Annotated in this window: 16 protein-coding genes, 2 tRNA genes, 1 pseudogene and 1 riboswitch; of the genes and pseudogenes, 8 read left to right on the forward strand and 11 right to left on the reverse strand. The window is 66.4% G+C overall.

Annotated elements, in window-relative coordinates; genetic code table 11:
• Positions 1 to 28: 28 nt before the first annotated feature.
• The 4 genes from IF29_RS0112795 to IF29_RS0112810 form a co-directional block, all read right to left on the reverse strand.
• Positions 29 to 1024, reverse strand: coding sequence for a DUF5926 family protein (locus IF29_RS0112795; RefSeq protein ID WP_030253549.1), 996 nt, complete (start codon positions 1022 to 1024; stop codon positions 29 to 31).
• A gap of 133 nt (positions 1025 to 1157) precedes the next feature.
• Positions 1158 to 1655 carry an ATP-binding protein gene (locus IF29_RS0112800; protein ID WP_232242125.1) on the reverse strand — a complete coding sequence of 166 codons (498 nt, stop codon included), beginning with the start codon at positions 1653 to 1655 and terminating at the stop codon, positions 1158 to 1160.
• 332 nt (positions 1656 to 1987) lie between these two features.
• Positions 1988 to 2836, reverse strand: a complete 849-nt coding sequence (locus IF29_RS0112805; protein ID WP_030253552.1) for a glycerophosphodiester phosphodiesterase family protein — start codon at positions 2834 to 2836, stop codon at positions 1988 to 1990.
• Positions 2837 to 3012: 176 nt separating this feature from the next.
• Complete coding sequence (locus IF29_RS0112810) at positions 3013 to 4347, reverse strand: purine-cytosine permease family protein (RefSeq protein ID WP_030253554.1); 1335 nt, start codon at positions 4345 to 4347, stop codon at positions 3013 to 3015.
• A gap of 34 nt (positions 4348 to 4381) precedes the next feature.
• Positions 4382 to 4497, reverse strand: a riboswitch (TPP riboswitch).
• 206 nt (positions 4498 to 4703) lie between these two features.
• Between IF29_RS0112810 and IF29_RS0112815 the strand changes: the two genes are divergently transcribed.
• Positions 4704 to 6437, forward strand: coding sequence for a S1C family serine protease (locus IF29_RS0112815; protein ID WP_030253555.1), 1734 nt, complete (start codon positions 4704 to 4706; stop codon positions 6435 to 6437).
• A 168-nt stretch (positions 6438 to 6605) separates the two neighbouring features.
• Positions 6606 to 6694: transfer RNA gene (locus IF29_RS0112820), tRNA-Ser, on the forward strand.
• Positions 6695 to 7019: 325 nt separating this feature from the next.
• On the opposite strand, the gene IF29_RS44805 is transcribed toward IF29_RS0112820, so the two are convergent.
• Entirely contained in the window at positions 7020 to 8243 is a 1224-nt protein-coding gene (locus tag IF29_RS44805; protein WP_084714047.1) for an ATP-binding protein, read from the reverse strand.
• A gap of 80 nt (positions 8244 to 8323) precedes the next feature.
• Here IF29_RS44805 and IF29_RS0112835 point away from each other — a divergent pair, with 80 nt between their 5' ends.
• The 5 genes and pseudogenes from IF29_RS0112835 to IF29_RS48960 all read left to right on the forward strand — a co-directional run bounded on the left by IF29_RS0112835 (position 8324) and on the right by IF29_RS48960 (position 12387).
• Positions 8324 to 8680, forward strand: coding sequence for a type II toxin-antitoxin system RelE/ParE family toxin (locus IF29_RS0112835; protein ID WP_030253557.1), 357 nt, complete (start codon positions 8324 to 8326; stop codon positions 8678 to 8680).
• Positions 8681 to 8726: 46 nt separating this feature from the next.
• Positions 8727 to 9038, forward strand: coding sequence for an XRE family transcriptional regulator (locus IF29_RS0112840; protein ID WP_030253559.1), 312 nt, complete (start codon positions 8727 to 8729; stop codon positions 9036 to 9038).
• Positions 9039 to 9620: 582 nt separating this feature from the next.
• Positions 9621 to 10680 (forward strand): annotated as a pseudogene (locus tag IF29_RS41835) (integrase core domain-containing protein).
• Positions 10681 to 11015: 335 nt separating this feature from the next.
• A complete protein-coding gene (locus tag IF29_RS43445; RefSeq protein WP_084714053.1) occupies positions 11016 to 11897 on the forward strand; it encodes a radical SAM protein in 882 nt (293 codons plus the stop codon).
• Positions 11887 to 12387, forward strand: coding sequence for a nucleotide triphosphate diphosphatase NUDT15 (locus tag IF29_RS48960; RefSeq protein WP_198037430.1), 501 nt, complete (start codon positions 11887 to 11889; stop codon positions 12385 to 12387). Before IF29_RS43445 ends, IF29_RS48960 begins: the two co-directional genes overlap by 11 nt.
• On the opposite strand, the gene IF29_RS0112860 is transcribed toward IF29_RS48960, so the two are convergent.
• The 6 genes from IF29_RS0112860 to IF29_RS0112885 all read right to left on the reverse strand — a co-directional run bounded on the left by IF29_RS0112860 (position 12311) and on the right by IF29_RS0112885 (position 18019).
• A complete protein-coding gene (locus IF29_RS0112860; protein ID WP_030253567.1) occupies positions 12311 to 14053 on the reverse strand; it encodes a hypothetical protein in 1743 nt (580 codons plus the stop codon). The genes IF29_RS48960 and IF29_RS0112860 overlap by 77 nt on opposite strands.
• Before the next feature lie 45 nt (positions 14054 to 14098).
• Entirely contained in the window at positions 14099 to 14869 is a 771-nt protein-coding gene (locus IF29_RS0112865; RefSeq protein ID WP_030253569.1) for a S1 family peptidase, read from the reverse strand.
• 103 nt (positions 14870 to 14972) lie between these two features.
• Entirely contained in the window at positions 14973 to 15539 is a 567-nt protein-coding gene (locus tag IF29_RS0112870) for a hypothetical protein (protein WP_157623711.1), read from the reverse strand.
• Between the two features lie 363 nt (positions 15540 to 15902).
• Positions 15903 to 16385, reverse strand: coding sequence for a SitI3 family protein (locus tag IF29_RS43450; protein ID WP_030253573.1), 483 nt, complete (start codon positions 16383 to 16385; stop codon positions 15903 to 15905).
• Between the two features lie 24 nt (positions 16386 to 16409).
• Positions 16410 to 17699 (reverse strand): putative T7SS-secreted protein, encoded by a 1290-nt coding sequence (locus IF29_RS45945; RefSeq protein ID WP_157623712.1) that lies wholly within the window; start codon positions 17697 to 17699, stop codon positions 16410 to 16412.
• Positions 17696 to 18019, reverse strand: coding sequence for a hypothetical protein (locus IF29_RS0112885; RefSeq protein WP_030253576.1), 324 nt, complete (start codon positions 18017 to 18019; stop codon positions 17696 to 17698). Before IF29_RS0112885 ends, IF29_RS45945 begins: the two co-directional genes overlap by 4 nt.
• A 258-nt stretch (positions 18020 to 18277) precedes the next feature.
• Here IF29_RS0112885 and IF29_RS45950 point away from each other — a divergent pair.
• A tRNA-Ser gene (locus tag IF29_RS45950) sits at positions 18278 to 18360 on the forward strand.
• The last annotated feature ends 17 nt before the right edge of the window (positions 18361 to 18377 follow it).

Genomic DNA, 18377 nt, shown 5'->3' on the forward strand with positions numbered 1-18377 from the left:
AACGGATGCAATCCGTAAGGCGCTCCGGTCAGCCGAGGGTGACCTGACGGTTCACCAGACCGGCGCGTGCGCGGCGCTCCTGACCGGTGAGCGGCGCGCTTTCGGCGAGTGCGCCGGCGAGTCGCTCGGCGAAAGCGGCAGCCGGCTTCTCGCAGTCCTCCGCCGTCATCTCCGCGGGCAGGTCCCACACCGGCACGGTGAGCCCGTGCGCCCGGAACGAGCCGACCAGCTTGGTCCCCTCGCCCAGCCCCGCGTCCTCGGTCGCGGCCAGCCGCGCCAGCGCGTCCAGCAACTCGTCCTCGGCGTACGGCATCACCCACCGCAGGTGGTTCTTGTCCGGCACGGAGCACCAGTAGGCGGTGTCCACCGAGGCCAGCCGCACGGTCGGGATGATGGTGGCGTTGGCGCTCTCCAGCGAGGCGGCGACCTCGCCGGTGGCCGCCTCCGCGTCGTCCAGCCAGAACTCGAAGCCGCTGTGCAGGGACGGCTCGAACGGCGCCGCGGTGTCGACCAGCTGCTGCAGTCGCGGCGCGTCCGCGGCCGGGCGGCGCGGCGGCACCGGGGTGCCCGGTTCGGCGGACAGCGCCTGGAGCAGGGCGTCGCCCAGGTCACGGCTGATGTCGCCGGAGGAGCCGTGGGTCTGCAGGCCCAGCAGCACGCTGCCGTCCTGACGGCGCATCGCGGGCCAGGCCATCGGCAGCACCGTCGCCAGGGTCACCGAGGGGACCTCGCCGTTGGCGCCCTGCAGCGCCGCCGCGGTCAGCGTCAGCGGCACCGTCGCGGCCGGGACGAGCTCACGCAGCGCCACCCAGTCGCCCTCGCCGGGCAGCCCCTCGAACGGACGCTGCACCAGTTCCTGGACGGCGTGCGAGGCCTCGCGGCCGTGGCAGGCCTTGTAGCGGCGGCCCGAACCGCAGGGGCACGCCTCGCGCGCGCCGACGACCGGGACCTCCCCCGCGGCTGCGGTGGCTGCGTTGTTCGACCCGGCGCGTACGGGCGCCTTCTTCGGCGGCTTCTTGGCCATGGTGCGGTCTCTCCCGGTGCGGCGGCTGCTTGTTCCGCACCGAGCCTAGTGGTGCCGCGGGTCCCCGCCGGTCACGCCGCAGCGCCCCGGAGGGTGTCCGCCGCGGCGCCGCCCCGCTGACGTGGTGTCACTCTCACCCGGTGGCGACGCCGTCGCGCCGGGCGTGACGGGCCCGCACCGGGAGCACCGCCCACACGGTCACCTCGCCCGGGGCGTCCCTGACCCCCCAGTCGCTCGCCAGCTGTCCGACGATGCCCAGACCGCGACCGCCCCGCGCGGTCAACGAGGGGCTGCCCCGGCGCGGCCGGGTCGGCCCGCCGCCGTCGGTCACCTCGACGGTGAGCAGTCCGTCGCTGTGCAGCTCCCAGCCGACGACGACCCGGCCGCAGTCCCCCTGCGCGGGTCCCTGTCCCAGCCAGGCTGCCTGGGCGTGCGCTCGCGCCGACGGCTCGGCGGCGGACCCCGGGTGGATCCCGTCGTGGGCTGAGGCCGGTGCCGGCTCCAGCGGCCTGGCGTGCCTGCAGGCATTGCTCAGGAGTTCGGAGAGTATGAGCACCGCGTCGTCGATGACGACGTCGGGCAGATGCTGCGCGGCGAGGTCCTTTCGCAGTCGACGCCGCGCAGTGCTCACGCTCTCGGGACCATGGGGCACGGCCATGGTCGCCGAAGAAGTCGGCACATCACGCGCTACCACCAGCGCCACCCCCGGACCTCCTCCTCAGCTGTCAGCCAGGGTGTGAATGCCCGTTGCAAGCACGGCGGAAACGAGAACAGAAGCACCACGGCATGCCGAAAAAGCAGCTGGAGACGGAGTTGTCCCACTCATTTCACTAAGCGTAGCCGACTCGTCACTGAGGGTTTATCGGGGGTGGTGAAGAATGGTGAACCGGGTGAATTTCCGGCCATTCCGCTGCGCCCGCGTACGCCTGCCGAAGCAGGCTCCCGACTCCGCCATGGTCCGCACTAGCGGCCCAACTGGTCAAGTACCCGGCGCGGATGATTGGTGATGATGGTGTCCACGCCGAGCCGCAGGCACAGCTCGACGTCCTCCGGATCGTCCACCGTCCACACGTGAACTCGGTGCCCGGCCCGGTGCAGCGCGGCGACGTAGCCGGGGTTGGCGCGCACCAGGTCGATGCCGGGTCCGGCGATCCGCGCCCCGTGCGGGAGGGTGCCGTCGCGGAAGCGCAGCGGCACCCGCTCCATCAGGAAGACCGTCGGAATGGCGGGGGCCAGCTCCCGTACCCGGCGCAGCGAGAGCTGACTGAAGCTCATGATCCGCACCGGGGTGCGCTCGCCGTCCGCCGGCGTGACCAGATCGAAGCGGTGCAGCAGCTCCAGGAGCCTGCGCTCCACCAGGCCCGCGTAGCGGGTGGGGTGCTTGGTCTCGATCGCGAGTTCGATGCGGCGGCCGCAGCCGGTGGCGAACTCCAGCAGCCGTTCCAGCGTCAGCACCGAGGTGTGCTCGGCGTCGGCCCAGTCCGCCTCGTCGGCATCGGCGTCGGTGTCGGCACCGGTGTCGTCGGCATCGGCCGTCCCGGTGGCGGCGCGGGCGGCCTTCCAGGAGCCGAAGTCCAGCTCGGACAGCTGGGCCAGCTCCAGGGTCGACACCACGCCCCGGCCGTTGGAGGTCCGGTCCACCCGGCGGTCGTGCACGCAGACCAGATGCCCGTCGGCGGTCAGCCGGACGTCGCACTCCAGGGCGTCGGCCCCCTCGTCGACAGCCAGCTTGTAGGCGGCCAGGGTGTGCTCGGCGAGGGTGCCGGAGGCGCCGCGGTGGGCCACCACACGGGTGGCCGCGCGATTGGGCAGCACCTGCTGCCGGTGGGCCTTCGACTGGGGAGCGTTCGACACGCCACCAGCCTAGGACCGGCCCCCGTGCGGCCCCGGCAGCGGCAGATGAATTCTGACGGTGTGACCGGTTAACGGTCCCGGTCACACCGCCCGGCACCGGCACCGGCACCGGTCCGGGTCACAGCTCCTCCTGCTCACAGCCCGCGGCGGAGCAGCGGCGTCAGCGCCCAGGTGATCAGGGCCGGGACGACGAAGGAGAACAGCGAGGCCGAGGTCCACACCTGGGGGTGGACGTGCAGGACGTTCTGGGCGTGGGCCCAGAACGAGGGCCAGAAGTCGGCCCAGCCGGTCAGCTGGGCCGGGGCGATCAGCTGGTAGACCGCGAACCCCACCGCCCACGGCAGCAGCGTCAGCCACCGCGTCGGCGCGGTCTCGCCAAGATCCCAGCCTCCCTCTCGCCGCCCCGCCCCGAAGTAGAAGTCCACCGCCAGCACCGCCGACAGCGGCACGAACACCGCGCCGATCAGTCCCAGGAAGGACTCGTACCCGCTGAAGTCGGTCACCAGCAGGGCCAGCAGGGTGACCAGGGCGCCGAGTCCGATGGTGAGAATCCGGCGGTCCACCCGGGGCAGCAGGTTCTGCACCGACATCGCCGTCGAGTAGACGTTGGCGAAGGACTGGTCCGCCTCGCGCAGCACCAGCACGGCGAAGAACAGCCAGCCGGCGGTGATGCCCATGAAGGTGCTGAAGATCCTGTCCGGGTCGCCGTTGACCTGCAGCAGCGCCAGCAGCCCCACCACGTAGCACCACACCTGGGAGACCGTGTAGCCGGTGAACGCGCCCCAGAAGGAACTGCGGGTGCTCCTGGCGTGCCGGGTGTAGTCGGCGGCCAGCGGGACGAAGGAGATGGAGACCGCGATTACCGAGTCGACGGCCGGCAGGAAGCCGGTCCAGTTGCCCGGGGAGGGGTCGTGCACCCCGTGCCGCACCAGCTCCACCGTGAAGAACAGCATGGCGACGCCGACCGCGACCGCGACGTACTTGCGCAGCACCCCGATGGCGCCGAGCGGACGGATCGTCATCGCGGTGGTCAGCACCCCGGCCAGCACCACGTAGAGCCAGTGCGGGCCGCCGCCGAAGAGGGCGTCGGCGCCCATCGCGATCACGGTCAGCTCGAAGACGCCCCAGCCGAGGCACTGCACGATGTTGAGGACGGTGGGCAGATAGGACATCCGGGTGCCGAACAGCCCGCGCAGGATCGCCATGGCGGGGGCCCCGGCCCTGGTCCCGATGACGGCGGCGACACCGAGCATCACCGAGCCGATCACCGTGCCGACGACGATCGCGGTGACGGAGGCGGCGAGGGACAGGTCCTTGCCGTTGAAGACCAGTACGGTCGCGGCGCTCTGGAAGCCGATCAGGCTGACGCCGAGGTTGGTCCAGAAGGCGGCCTGGTCGCGGAAGCCCAGCGTGCGCGGGGGCGAGGTGTCCAGCAGCAGCGGCGCCTCGGCGCGCGGGGACCCGGTCACCCGGTCGAGGACAGGATTGGGGGAAGGCGAAACGGACGTCACGAGGCTCAGCTCCCTACGCCGGCATTACCCGGTCAGGTTCAGGCGGTCGGCGCCCCGTGTTCGGCGCCCTCTCAGCCTGGATGGGTCCAAGCTCCCGCGTATGTGTTCGATGACATGCTAGGGGCAGCCGGTCGGCGAGCCAAGGATGAATGTCCGATGAGCTGTAGATGAGCTGTGAGCGGGGGGCGTAAGAAAGCTCTCAGATCAGTGCGCTATAGATGCGGCCAAGGGAAGCGCACGGCTGGCCCTTACGATGCCCTGACAGTGGGTGGGCAATGCTTTGGGACGCCAAGTCCCGCAGGAGGAGGTCATTCGTGAGCACCGAGCACGAGGGTGGGGCCGTCCCCACCGGTGGGGAACCGGTGGAACCCTCCCTTGACGCGCAGTCGCAGGACGCGCCGCGCGACGCAACGCCCGTAGCCGCAGCGCCCGTAGCCGCCCCCGCTGCGGACGACACCGTCGTCCAGCCGGCACCGGCACCGGTGAACGAAGACACGACCGCGCTCCCGTACGGCACGGTCGAGCCGCCGGCCGACCCGACGCTCGCGTCGTTCCCGCCGCCGGCCCCGGTCCAGGCCGCGGCCCCGCAGCAACCCATAGCGGACCCGGTCGTACCCCCGGTGCCCCCGGCCCCTGTGGCCTCTCCCCCCGCCGTCGCAACTGACGCGTACACGAAGGCGGAGCACCAGGAGCAGCCCTACCCCGCCGAGCCGCCGCTGCCGACGGTGCCGCCGACCGGGGCTCCCGTCCCCGGCGCCGTCCCCGGAGCCGAGGCGACCGCGGTCCAGCCCCCGTTCGACCCGGCCTACGGTGCCCCGAAGCCCCCCTACGGCGGACAGCCTCCGTACGCAGGCCAGGGCGGACAGCCCCCGTACGGCGGCCAGCCCGGTCTGCCCTACTACGGCGGCTACGGCCAGCCCGTCCCGCCGCGCAAGAAGCGCCGCGGCGCGCTGATCGCCCTGCTCGCGGTGACCGCGATCATCGCCGGTGGGATCGGCGGCGGCATCGGCGCCGCGCTGGAGAACAACGACAGCTCCAACGGCTCCACCACCGTCACCAGCAGCGTGGACCCCAAGGCGCTCAGCCGCGCCCCCGAGAGCATCGCCGGGGTCGCCGCCAAGGCGCTGCCCAGCGTGGTCACCATCTCGGCCAGCAACTCGCAGGAGTCGGGCACCGGTACGGGCTTCGTCTACGACACCCAGGGCCACATCCTGACCAACAACCACGTGGTGGCGCCCTCGGTCAACGGCGGCAAGCTGAGCGTGAAGTTCTCCGACGGCACCAGCTACCCGGCCACCATCGTGGGCCGCGCCTCGGGCTACGACGTGGCCGTCATCAAGATCGACGGAACCCCGAAGAAGCCGCTGGTCCCGCTGGCGCTCGGCAACTCCGACGAGGTGGCGGTGGGTGACACCACCATCGCCATCGGCGCGCCCTTCGGCCTCTCGGGCACGGTCACCTCCGGCATCATCAGCGCCAAGAACCGCCCGGTCGCCTCGGGCGACGAGACCGGCGCGCAGACCTCCTACATGAACGCGCTGCAGACCGACGCGTCGATCAACCCGGGCAACTCCGGCGGCCCGCTGATGAACGCCTCCGGTCAGGTCATCGGGATCGACTCGGCGATCCAGTCGACCGGCGGCGACACCTCGACCGGCACCCAGTCCGGTAGCGTCGGGCTGGGCTTCGCCATCCCGATCAACCAGGCCAAGTGGGTCGCGGACCAGCTGATCAAGACCGGTACCCCGGTCTACCCGATCATCGGCGTGCTCCGTGACGACTCCTACACCGGCGAGGGCGCCAAGATCGCCTCCGCAGCGGTCCAGGGCAGCGCCCCGGTCACCGCGGGCGGCCCCGCCGACAAGGCCGGCCTCAAGGCGGGCGACGTCATCACCTCGCTCGACGGCGTCCAGATCGACAGCGGCCCGACTCTGGTCAGCGAGATCTGGTCGCACCACCCGGGCGACATCGTCACCGTCACCTACACCCGCGACGGCCAGAGCCACACCACCAAGGTCACCCTCGGCTCCCGCACCGGCGACCAGTAACCCCACCCGGCCCGGACACACTCCGGCGCCCACCGGCCCCGTACGGCAACCAGCCCCACCGCCGTACGGGGCTATTGCTGCCCGAGCACCCCCGCAAACATGAGAAGATCCCTGAGCGCGGACAACCACCCGGGGGCCTCGCCCCCTTCGTGCTGCCCACCCGCGCAAGGAGAGCTGCCCGAGCGGCCTAAGGGAACAGTCTTGAAAACTGTCGTCACGGGGAACCGTGACCGAGGGTTCGAATCCCTCGCTCTCCGCAGGTAGAGAACACGCTGGTCAGGGCGGTTGATGGGATGATTCCCATCAACCGCCCTTTTCGATTCCTGCCCCACCTTGTCTCGCCTGTATGTCACCTCTGACCAGCGCGTGTGGGCCAACTGTGGGCCAATCCAACGCGGCGTCGAGGTTGCTCCCTGAAATGAAACTCTGGCTGCGGACCTTGGCGAGAGCAGATCGGACCAGGTGGGGTGGTATCTGCTCGATGCGCTTGCGGAGGGGTATGGCAAGGAGCGCAACTTTGCCGACTGCGGCCTAGCTCAGCCAGTAGAGATATCGTCGCTGCCATCCCAATTGCAACTTTGGCTATGATGGACGTTCTGGGATTCTGATCCTGCCCTCTGATGTTCCCTTCATGAGAACATAGGGAGGGAGTAGTGGGTCAATGAATCTATAGCGAAAGCGGCGCTGGGTTCCACGCTTGAGAAGGATGCCTCCCCGTGGTCCGTCGGCGGCGGAAAAGTTCGTTAGGTGGTTCGCAAATGCTTGGATTTCGTAACGCTTTCCGGCGACAAGAGAGAGTTGGTCTCGAACGTCGGGAGCGCCGAATGTTCCCATTTCGTCCTTTTCTGCGAGTGCGCAGGCAAGAAGAACCTCTTGGTAGAGATTTTCTCGGTTGCTGAACGTCGAACGATGGTATTTCTCTCGCACCGTCTGGGAGACATTAGTTAGAGAATTAGATACAGCGACTTCGAAATCACCATTCGCAACCATGACGCGATCTTCTGCCAGAACATGAAGGGCTGCATGTTGGCTGAGCAAATGGGTGTAGTGCGGCAGTCCTTGAGACAGTTCGACAACGCGGGCTGCGAACTTGCTTTGCACTCTGAGGCTGGCTGACTTCATGCCTTGCCTGATAATTTCCAACAGTTCCTGATTCGTCATGCGAGGCATCTGAATTTGAACAAGGGCGCGCTGAACGGAAGCGTGCTCCGCAATCAGTTCGTCGATGGTATCGGCTACCCCGACGAGAACTACCGTGACGGCCACGCTCTGGTCAGACAGGATTTTGATGGTATCTGCAAATAGTGAGCTGACCATCGGATCGCTGGGGCGGTCGAACTCATCAATGAAAATCACAGATTCTGGAAGACCGTCCGCAAGGACTTCGAGAGCCAGTCGTACATCGTTCGGAGAGGGTTCGTCGCCAGATGGAAGCAAGTCCTCCAAGGATCCTTTGTGGAAACGTGGACTACCAGTGAACCCGACGGCCATCTTTTTGTCTGACATGCGGCAGGTTCTGAGGATGGAACGCCAGATCGATCCAAAGGTGTCATTGCTGGCACAGGTGTGATAACTAGCCCATGAGCCACTGTCCAACACTTCCTTCATGACTTTCGCTAGCGAGGTCTTCCCGACCCCCCGCTCGCCATAGATCACAGCGTGCTGGCCGCGCTGGTAGGCGACTGAGATGAGGGTGTTCATCTGTTCGATGCGACCAGCGAACAGCGTGCGGTTCGTGATGGGGGCGGAGGGGCTGAAGGATCGCAGGACCTGCATCCGCCGCGTGAACTTGTCGGACGGACCCATGGCAACCTCGCTGGGGTAGTAATTAGAACGCTGCTGTTGTAGTATAGCTATGTTGTGCACGGTTGAGGGTGAGGGTACAGGTGGCCTGGGAAATCGTCATTGTCGAAGAGGTGCGTGACTGGCTGCACCTGCTTCGCAAGGAGGATCGGGAGACCCTTCGCCTCATCGCGGCAGCGCTGGACGTGCTGGAGGAGCAGGGGCCAGCCCTAGGCCGCCCGCTGGTGGACGGTATTAAGGGTTCGGATCTTGCCAACTTGAAGGAGCTCAGGCCAGGCTCGACAGGTAGTAGTGAGGTACGACTCCTGTTCATCTTCGACCCAAGCCGTCGGGCAGTTGTGCTTGTCGGTGGTGATAAGTCTGGCAACTGGACCGGCTGGTACGAAGACGCCATCCCTCTAGCGGAAAGGCGCTACCGGACCCACTTGTCGCCACAGTGAGCCCGGACCGTGCACTGACGAAGACCAGAAGCTAGGGGAGTATGTGATGGGCACCAACTGGCGGGACCTGCGCGCTGAACTTGTCGAGCCTGACGACGAGGACACGATCGATACCCATCGTGGGCGCATGCTGGCTGAGGTGCGTGCTCACCGACTTGCGGAGGCGCGCAAGCGACGGGACTTGACTCAGCAGGCCATGGCCGAAGCCATGGGCATTACCCAGTCTCGCGTCAGCGCGATCGAGCGTGGCGGCCTGAGTCGTACTGAACTCAGCACCTTGGAGTCATACGTAGCTGCTCTCGGCGGCAAGCTTGAGATCGTGGCTGACTTCGGTGATGAAAAGATCATTCTGGGCTAGCCCACGTTCGCGTTAAGGGGACACGTCCGTTCAAGTGTGAAGAGTGCACGAAAGTGGCAGGTCAGGCTGGTTGATGGGGTTCACTCCATCAACCAGCCTGACCTGTTCTTGCCGCCCATCACATGTCAAGCTAGGCGGCCAGTGGGTGTGGACCAGACTCGGTTCCAGGGCCCTAGGCGGGCTCGTATCCCTCGATGGAGACCCCGCCCCTCGGCCTACTGCGTTGTGCTTCTGGAAGCACTCAGAGCCCGATCGATTTGCTCGTTGGCCTGATCGCGCTTGCCGTCCAGGATCTTTGCGCAAAAGCGATACGACACAGCGACACTGTGCCCTGCCCTTCGTGCCACTTCGACTGGGTCCACGCCGGATGCGAGCCAAAGGGAGACCCCCGCGTGCCGCAGCGAGTATGGCACCTCTGCGAGCCGAGTCTGTGGGTGCCGATTATTCATCCGGGCTGGTCGGCGGCCTGATGGTGGTTGGAGCCTCTGCGCTGGGATGGCAGTGTTCGGGCCTGTCGGATCCCCGGATTGGGTTGCCGGTGGGCGGGATGATGGTTCGGTGCTGCGACTGGCCTACCTTGCGATGGCGAACACCTTCGCCCTCATACGCCTGCTGCCGATGAGCGACCGGGACAAGGACGTCGAGATCGTTGCGCTGCAGCACCAACTGGCCGTTCTGCAACGCCAGGTCGGCAAGCCGGTGTTCACTCCGTGCGACCGCACGCTGCTGGCCGCGCTGCTGCACCACCTGCCGATGGCGAAGCTGCGTCAATACCAGCTGCTGGTGCGCCCGGACACGCTGCTGCGTTGGCACCGCGACCTGCTCAGCCGCCGGCATGCCGCGACGTGTGCGCCCAGGCGGCCCGGGCGGCCGCGCACCGTGCGCTCGATCCGGGCCCTGGTCCTGCGGCTGGCGCGGGAGAACAGCTCGTGGGGCTACCGCAGAATCCACGGCGAACTCGCCGCGCTGGGCATCAGGACCGCCGCATCCACGGTCTGGGAGATGCTGCACGAGCACGGTATCGACCCCGCGCCTTTGCGGGACGGCACCACCTGGGCGGCCTTCCTGCGCTCCCAGGCCGATGGCCTGCTGGCCTGCGACTTCCTGGAGACCCGCACACTGACCGGGGCCCGGTTGTACGTCTTCGCGGTGATCGAGCACGCCAGCCGGCGGATCCGGATCCTCGGTGTCACCACCGCGCCCACGGCTGACTGGACCACCCAGCTCGCCCGCAATCTCGTCATGGACCTACAGGATGCCGGCAGCAGGGCGACGTTCATGATCCGCGACCGAGACTCGAAGTTCACCGCCGCGTTCGATGCGGTCCTTGTCGATGCGGGGATCCGGATCGCCCTCAGCGGCATCCAGACGGATGAACGCGATCGCGGAACGATGCGTCGGAACCTGCAAGCGCGAGCTCCTGGACCGGACCCTGATCTGGAACCAGGCCCACCTCCTGCACGCACTCAGCGAGTTCGAGCATTTCTACAACTGCCACCGCCCCCACCGCACACTTCGCAGCGCCTCCCCACTGCGACCGCTGCCCGATCCAATCGTCGAACCCACCCGACTGGATCACCTGAGCATACGGCGGAAGGACCGGCTCGGGGGAGTGCTCCACGAGTACCAAAATGCTGCCTGACCAGGCCGGATGAGAAATCGTTACCCACACTGGCGAACCTCGCCGTCGCCAACTTGGACCACCTGGTCCGGGTCATGAAGCGCAAGCTCAAGAAGATCCAATACCGCCCAACCTGATCGACGGCTGTTTCGCCGAGACCGGCCCGATCATCGAACCCCGGTGATCAATGAGGACGCCATCACGCTTTCAAGCTCAGTGAGCGACCCTGCGAGAACCGCGAAAGTCGAGAGAGGAAGGGGTCGCGATTAATCTCCAGCTAAATGGGCATCTGTTCGAAACACGCGGGCAACCGAACCTGGCGACACACATGCCCGATGAACCACTAGAGTCCGGCCATGCAACTTCCAGCCTTCGTCGACCTGCGGCCGATCGGCAGGTGCAATTTGAGCTGCCCTTTCTGCTTCGGACCGCGCCACGAAGTGCCCAGCATGCCAAGAGAGGACGCGCTGCGGGTCGCGGCGTCCTTGCGCGAGGCAGGAGTCGAAGGTGTGGTGATCTCTGGAGGCGAGCCGACCTTACTCCCCTACCTGCCCGACCTGGCGGCTGAACTCCGCCGCGCGGGGCCGGGCAGGCCCGCGCCCCGGGTTGTGCTCAGCACGAACGGGCTGGCACCCGCACGAGTGCTGGAAAAGGTCCTGCCCCATCTGTCCTGGATCGCACTGCCGATCGAGTCCTCCCTGGTATCGGAACACCGCGATCTGAGGACCGGAGTGCGCGGCCACCGCGACCGGGTGGTGACCCTGCTTCGGAACATCCGCATCAACTTCCCACACGTTCAGGTGAAACTCGGCACGGTGATCACGAAGCTGAACGCCATCGGCGCGCCGGGAGTCCTCGATCTTCTCGACGATGACCAACTGCCGGACGTCTGGAAGATCTATCAGATGTCACCCACGAACTACGGCGCCGACAATCAGGACTGGTTGTCATTGCCCGACCAGGAGTTCAAGGAGGTCGTGGCGAGATGCGAGCAGGCAGCCGACAGCCGCGGCGTCCCCTTGCGCGTCTACTGGAATTCCGCACGCGCCGGAAGCTATCTCTTCGTCGACCCGGACTGTTCGACCGTGGTGATCGACGAGAGTGGGGAACGGCGCATCGGCAATTTCTTCGACCTCATCGAGCGCACCGGCCCCACCCCGGTTGCGTCGATCATTCCCACCAGAAACGCTGAGAATTTCACCACGACGTACCCGTCTCGGAGGGACAGTGGAGACTGAGGCACCCCCCGCGGCCAGCGCTCTCCCAACCGCACCGGCTCACGTCCGAGTCGGCGTCCAGGCAGTCCTCCTCCGCGACGGTCAGGTCCTGCTCGGACTGCGGAGAAACACGTTCGGAGCAGGCTCCTGGGGCCTTCCTGGCGGCCATCTCGAGGCGGGCGAGACCCTCACCGAGGCTGCGCACCGGGAGTTGGCTGAGGAGGCAGGTCTGATCGCGCACGACTCGCGGGTCTGTTGCGTCACCGACCCGGACCCCGCCGCCAACCACCACATGCAGGTTGGCGTGAAGGTGCTCAGCTACTCCGGGTTTGTCAAGGTTCGCGAACCGGAGCGTTGCGCACAGTGGCGCTTCTGGCCATTGGATGGCCTGCCCGAGCCGTTGTTCGTCGGCTCCGTGGAGGTGCTCCGCAGCGTCATGGAAGAGACGTTTCATCGTCGGTCTGAGGGGACTCCTGCTTGCTCATCCGGTCGTCGGCCAGAGCGCGCATGACCGTGCGGAGCGTCGCCTGGTGCCCGCCCTCGTTGGCACCGAACTGCTCCCAACTGCTGGCCAGCTCCCATTGGGTGTTGAATTCGGCGAGGCTGTCCGCGTAGTACCTGCTGTCGTTGCGGAACGTCACCTCGAAGACGTTCAACGCACGCCGCGTACGCCGGTCCGGATTCGAGGTGATGTAGGGCTCGAAGAAGCCCATCGCCGATGTGAGCAGCGTGGAGCCGGAGATGTCCATCGGCGTCAGCCGGAGTTCGATCTGCCCAGGGAACCGCTCGCGCAGGTTCAGATAGGAGTCGGTGACCGGGCGGAAGGTCCTGGCGTAGTAGTCGCTGGCTTTGACGATGTCCACGATGTTGTCCAGAGTGGGCCGCTCGGCCCGGGCATCGTGCTTGATGAAGACGGCGAGGCTGTTCCACGGACTGCTGATGATGACCTTGAAGACGGTTCCCGCCTCGAGAGCCCGAACGATCTCAGAGTAGAACATGTCCAGGTCGGGCAGCAGATAGGAGGCCCCGGCATGCGCGATCAGCCTGATGATATTCCGCTCCCGCGCCAGCGCCTCTGCTTTCGCCCGGTTGCGCAGGTCGTTCTCCTGGGGCGTATAGGTGCGCTCGATGAGGTAGGGAAGTTCCTCAGACATGCGCTCCCTGGCGCGCAGACTGGCCTGAGCCTCGCGCAGACTGATCGTTTGGGAATGGTCCCGCCCCAGGGCGTTCACCGCCTTCTGTACCGCTGAGTCGAGCAACTCCAGAGCCCGCTCGCGGCGAGCGGCATTCTTCTCCCCGTCTCCCGCGGCAACCTCGAACTCTGCGGTGGCGAGTGCCGCCTGTGTGATGATCGTCTGACGGTGGTCGGGTCCCAGCTGTGCCACCGCGTTGAGGTGCACCACCTCAAGTTCGTCCAGGCTGCTGTCGATTGACTGAGTCTTTCCTGCGGCGCGCGCCTGCTGGAAACGTCCGGCGGCAAGGGCAGACCACGCGCCGATCGACCTGGGATGGTCGGCTCCGTTGATGCGAACGAACTCGTCCACCCCCGTGGCGAACTCGGCCAGGGACAACGAGACAGCGCGCTGGTCGTCTAGTGCCCGGGCGGCGGCCAGTCTCACCCACAGGGCCATGAGTTGCGGCCCGAGGTCGCGCTCGGCGCCACTGTGCTGCTCGCGCCGTGACTCTCTGACCGCCCGGTCCGCCCAGGCCCGTGCTCCGGCGGGATCGCCGACCTCCAACGCGACCGCGCCGAGGTTGGCTAAAATCCTGGACGGCCGCGGGGTAGGGGACCGCTGCTCTCTGCCGAGGCCTGTGGCCAGCACCATCGCGGCCCGGGCCGGCTCGCCATGCTCGGCAAGCAGCGAACCCAGTTCGTTCCAGAGCAGGGAGGGGTAGGACTCCTGCCCCGTTTCCGCCTCCGCCAGCCGAATGTGGCGCAGTGTCAGTTCCACGACCGAAAGCGACAGTTGCTTCCGCCCGATCACGAGAAGCAGTTTGGCGAGGCTGACCAGGCGCTGGACGAGCGACTCGTCTGGCTGCTCTCCTGGCCCGGGTTCGCCGAGTTCGTCGACCCGGCGGATCAGGCTGTCCGTCTCGCCCGTGACGACCCCCTCGGTGCCGTCGAGCACGACCTGTGCCACGGCCAATGCCTCGTCAAGGTTCTCTCTACTGATCACAGTGCCTCCGGTGGTCGGGTGCCCGGACCGGGCGCCCGACCCTTGTCAGCGGGTCCAGTTCACGCCCACCAAGCCGTTCAGGTTGTACCTCTCCATCATCTCCCGGACCACGATGTTGGATCGCGCCTCCGGATTGGGCTTTCCGCCACCCTCCTGGGTGACGGAGAAGAGTACGGGGCCCTGCTGAACCGTCCCGACCGCGTCTGCCCTTTTCTGAATGCCGAAGCGGAACCTGTCGAAGCGCCGGACGACCTCCCGGATGGTGCCGGCGAACATCGCCCCCACCGGCAGGTTGTGCGTCGACGGAACCTCGACGAGCACCCCGAGCACGGCGGTCGGCTCGCCGGGGGTACTCCGGTCGATCGGGCTGCCCGAGAATCTGCGCACGTTCGAAGGCAGGCTGTCACAAGCAAGACGAATGGCCGTGACCACCTGTCCTTCTCTGGTGCTGCGGTATTCCACCGCGGTCTCACTGACGACGCCGGTGAGGGCCACGCGCCCTTGCGGCGGCCGGTGAGCAGCCGTCCAGAGCTCGTTCTTGCGCGCATCGACGAAACAGACGTCCGGCAGCGGATCCCGGTTGCGCGCTTCGCGTATCAGCTCGACCAGGGCCAGGTCGGAGAGCCGGTCGTATTCACGGACCATGCCCTGGACCTGCTTGCTGCCCGACATGTGCAGCCTGAGCGGCTCACTTCCCGAGAGCTCTGCCTCGGCCAGGCAGTGGACCGTGGTGACGATGTAGTCACGAGTGACGCGTACCCCGGAGCACAGACGGCGAGCCTGCCTGTACACCTGGACCAGATGTTCGTTCTGCACCCTGGATCAGCCCCCGTCTGACCCGTGAGCGGACCGCCCCGTCCCGCTCGGAATATTTCATAGTAGCCATGGCGAAGAGGGGACGGAGTCTCCTTTCCCGAACTCAGGGGGGACCGCCCCGCGCACGGTCGCGTCGGCGCTTCGGCTCCACGCGCACCTGTGCCCAGCGCCCGGCGCCGACCGGGCCCTGCGCGTCGGCGCGAAGCAAGCGCATCAAGCGCTGATCGGCGTTTTCGGAACTCTCCACGTCGGCCACGAACGCGTTCCACAGCGGATCCACTCTAGTCATCCGTGCGTTCGTCTCCTGCTGCTCGTGCCACTCACCCCAGGCACACAACCACCGTTCCATCGCCTCCGTCGAGGTGCTGTAGGCGGAGACAAGGTGTTCGGGTGCATAGAGCCCCAGTCGGGCGGCGACCGCCAGGGTGTCTGCGACCAGCGCCTCCCCGTGCGTGGGGAATTCGCCGCTCGCGAGCACTGCGTCCCGAAGCCGCCCTACGCGGCGCACGATGACCACCAACTCGTCGTACACCGCCGCACGCCTGTCCCACACCCGGGCGACGCGCTCGCGCCGGCTGGCCGAAATATGGGTCACTGTGCTGGTGACGATGCTCGCGGCCGCTCCAATGGACGCACCGATCATTGCCGCTTCCGCGGCGTTGATGGTCACATCGCCCCCCACCCCTGGACGAAGTCGCTGATGGAGCATCAGTGCTCGCCGCCAGCCAGACTATCCATCCGCGGCATCGCACTGGGCGAGAACCAGTCGCGCATTGTTGGCCGCGGAGGTCCGGTAGAACCCGTAGGGCCGTCCGATGGGTCGGCAGACCTGCTCGGATTGCCCTCCACCCGAGCGGTCTCGACAGCGGGCGACCGCGGTGAGCAAGCAACAGCCAATCTCCGAGGCGGACGCATCTCCACCTGGACGGTGACGCTGCGCTTGCCGGAAACCTCGTCCGTGCACCTCAAGCACGGTCGATCACTATTCCGTGTTGCTCGACCTGTGCGGATGAAGTTCTCGGCAGGGACCCGGTCACTCCTCCGAGAAGGTGTATGTCTCTCGCCGGTACGGCTGGGTCAACAAGGTCAAGCGTTGGGCAGGCCAAAGGTCGTCGTCTTCGTTCAGAGTCAGATCGTTCCCGCGTCGCAGAAGCCAGATCGTTTCGAAGAGGTATTGGAGTACGGCGTCGCCGGGGATCTTGGCCAGGAGCTGTGAGACCAGGCGGATGATCTCGTCCGCCTGCCCGCTGAGGTCTGTTGTCTTGTCGAGTCTGAATGCCACTCGGACCGTCGGCCTGATCCCAAGGTCGGTGATCAGCGGATCCCATGGCTGCACTGTGGGTTCCAGTACTCGGATCCATGTTCCGGAATTTGTCGACACGCCGTCATCGAGAAACTCCCCAGGTTCCACCGGTACCTGGAGCAGGCCGGTACTCACAGCGATGTCGCGAACTGCGAGGGCGACTTGATCCGTGGGCAGGGGGGTCGCCAGGCTGAGGCTATGGGAGATGGCCATGGGGGGCTGTCCGTTTCGAAGACTCTACGGGTAGAGATGTATCAGGTTGCCCTGACTGTCGATCACAAGTACTTCCTTCAGCTTGTCGATCGGCCAATCGTGCAGTTGGGCGTTGAGTTTGCTGATGTCCACCGGACTGTCGGCAAGGTTGAGCACTATTCGGTCAGTCTGTCCTTCGTCCACCTTCTCCTGGATCCTGCTGGCGATGTTCCGGGGGCTTCCGGTCGACGGGGCGACATTGTCGAAGATCTCCCCTTCGATACGGTAGTCCGGGTTCTTCAGGCCAGGGACCTGAGGGTTCTGCTCGACGTCGTAGCCCTTCTGGGCCAAGATGTCTGCCGACTCGTTCTCACGCTGCAGTGAGCGCTTGACGCTGGCGTCCTGGTCTTTGCCGATCTTGGTAGTCTGCCCGCTCGGCTTGGCGTTCGGATCGGGGGTCCCGGTTGGCTGAGTGTGGCCGGTGGAGTCGGGTGCACCATCGCCACCGGAACCACCGCCGCCTGTGCCGTCGGAGCTCATGTTGACTCGGTCGGGACCTGCCGCGTCACCCAGGACGTTGCTCAAGCCGACGGAGGCGAGGCCCAGGCCTCCTGTGATCGCTCCGGCGGATACCACGTTGACTGGGACGCCTACCAGCGCTCCGATGCCGGTGGCATCCAGAGCGACCCCGCCGATTTCCCCGCCCGCGCCGAGGATGGCCAGCCCCAGCCCACCAGCTATTTCGGCGACGGATCCCGGGTCGTGAGCCATGGCATTGCCGACCGAGGCCAGGTCTGTCAGCGCTGTCTCGCCGACCTGCTCAGCGACGTGGCCCGCGCCGGAGAAGAACGATCCCAGGTCATCTCCCACCTGTGACCAGAATCCCGGCTTCGGTGGTGCCATATCACGAGCCTTGCCGACAGCGATGGCAGCGGTGTCGCCGGCGCCGGCCAACTGGCTACGCCCGCTGGCCAGGGTGTCTCGAGCGGCTTGTTGGTTCGCCTGGCCGGAGTTCCACAAGCTTATGGCGTTGCCTGCCTGGATCTGCGCCCAGCCGAGCACCGACGCATAGCTGTCCAGAGCAGCCGCAGCGTCATGAAACGCATCACCGGCCTGGAGCCACTTGCCGGGCTGGCCATGGAAGACAGCATGAAAAGCATCTGCGGCAGCGCCGCTCCAGCCGTCGCTGGTATTGATACGTTGAAGCCCCTCGCCGGCGAGGTGGAGTAGATCGCCGTAGGCATGCAAGGCGGCTTGTGTATGACTGATCGAGGCGGGGTCGCCAGGGATCAGTGCTATTGGATCGTTGGTCTGTCCCAGTTCAGCCGCAGTCACTGCGCCCCCGGATCCGTCCCCATCCCCTGCAAGATGCCGTCGAGTTCGTGCTGCGTAGCCTGGTCGACCCGGTGGTAGGCGTTGACGTTTGCAGTCAGTCGACTGGCGATCTCCTGGCCGTCCTTGGCCAAGTTGTCGACACCACGTTGCCAGCGACCGAGGAAGTCGGACAGCGTGTCCGCCAGTCCGTCATGCCCGATTGCCGAAGCAGCATGCGGGATGCTGCTCACCTTCTGCACGCTGATCTCGTCGAGGACCCCGTTCACCCCAGCAGCTGCTTCCTCCAAGGCGTGAAGATCCACGCGGAACGATTCAGCCATCCCGCTCTCCTCGTCAGTGGCGCCTCCGACAGCTATCGATGTCCCATGCTACTCATGGATACTTGTACGATCGAAAACTTTCGGTCCTGTAGGCGCATTTTCATGTGGCTACCGCCGACGATCTGAGAATCAGTGCACCTGGGGCCGGAGCGTCATGGACGGGCGGGGCGCAGCGCGGCTACCGATGGGACTGCCACCCGGAGGCGGGGACCACGTCGGTCGCAATAGGCCGTTCGATCGGGTATAGGTGCAGGTCAGGGGCGATTGGCCGTGGTTTCGGCGGCGGTCTTGAAAACTGTCGTCACGGGGAACCGTGACCGAGGGTTCGAATCCATCGCTCTCCGCAGGTCAGAACACG

Origin of the sequence: Streptacidiphilus jeojiense, assembly GCF_000719095.1 — a bacterium.
GTDB lineage: Bacteria > Actinomycetota > Actinomycetes > Streptomycetales > Streptomycetaceae > Streptacidiphilus > Streptacidiphilus jeojiensis.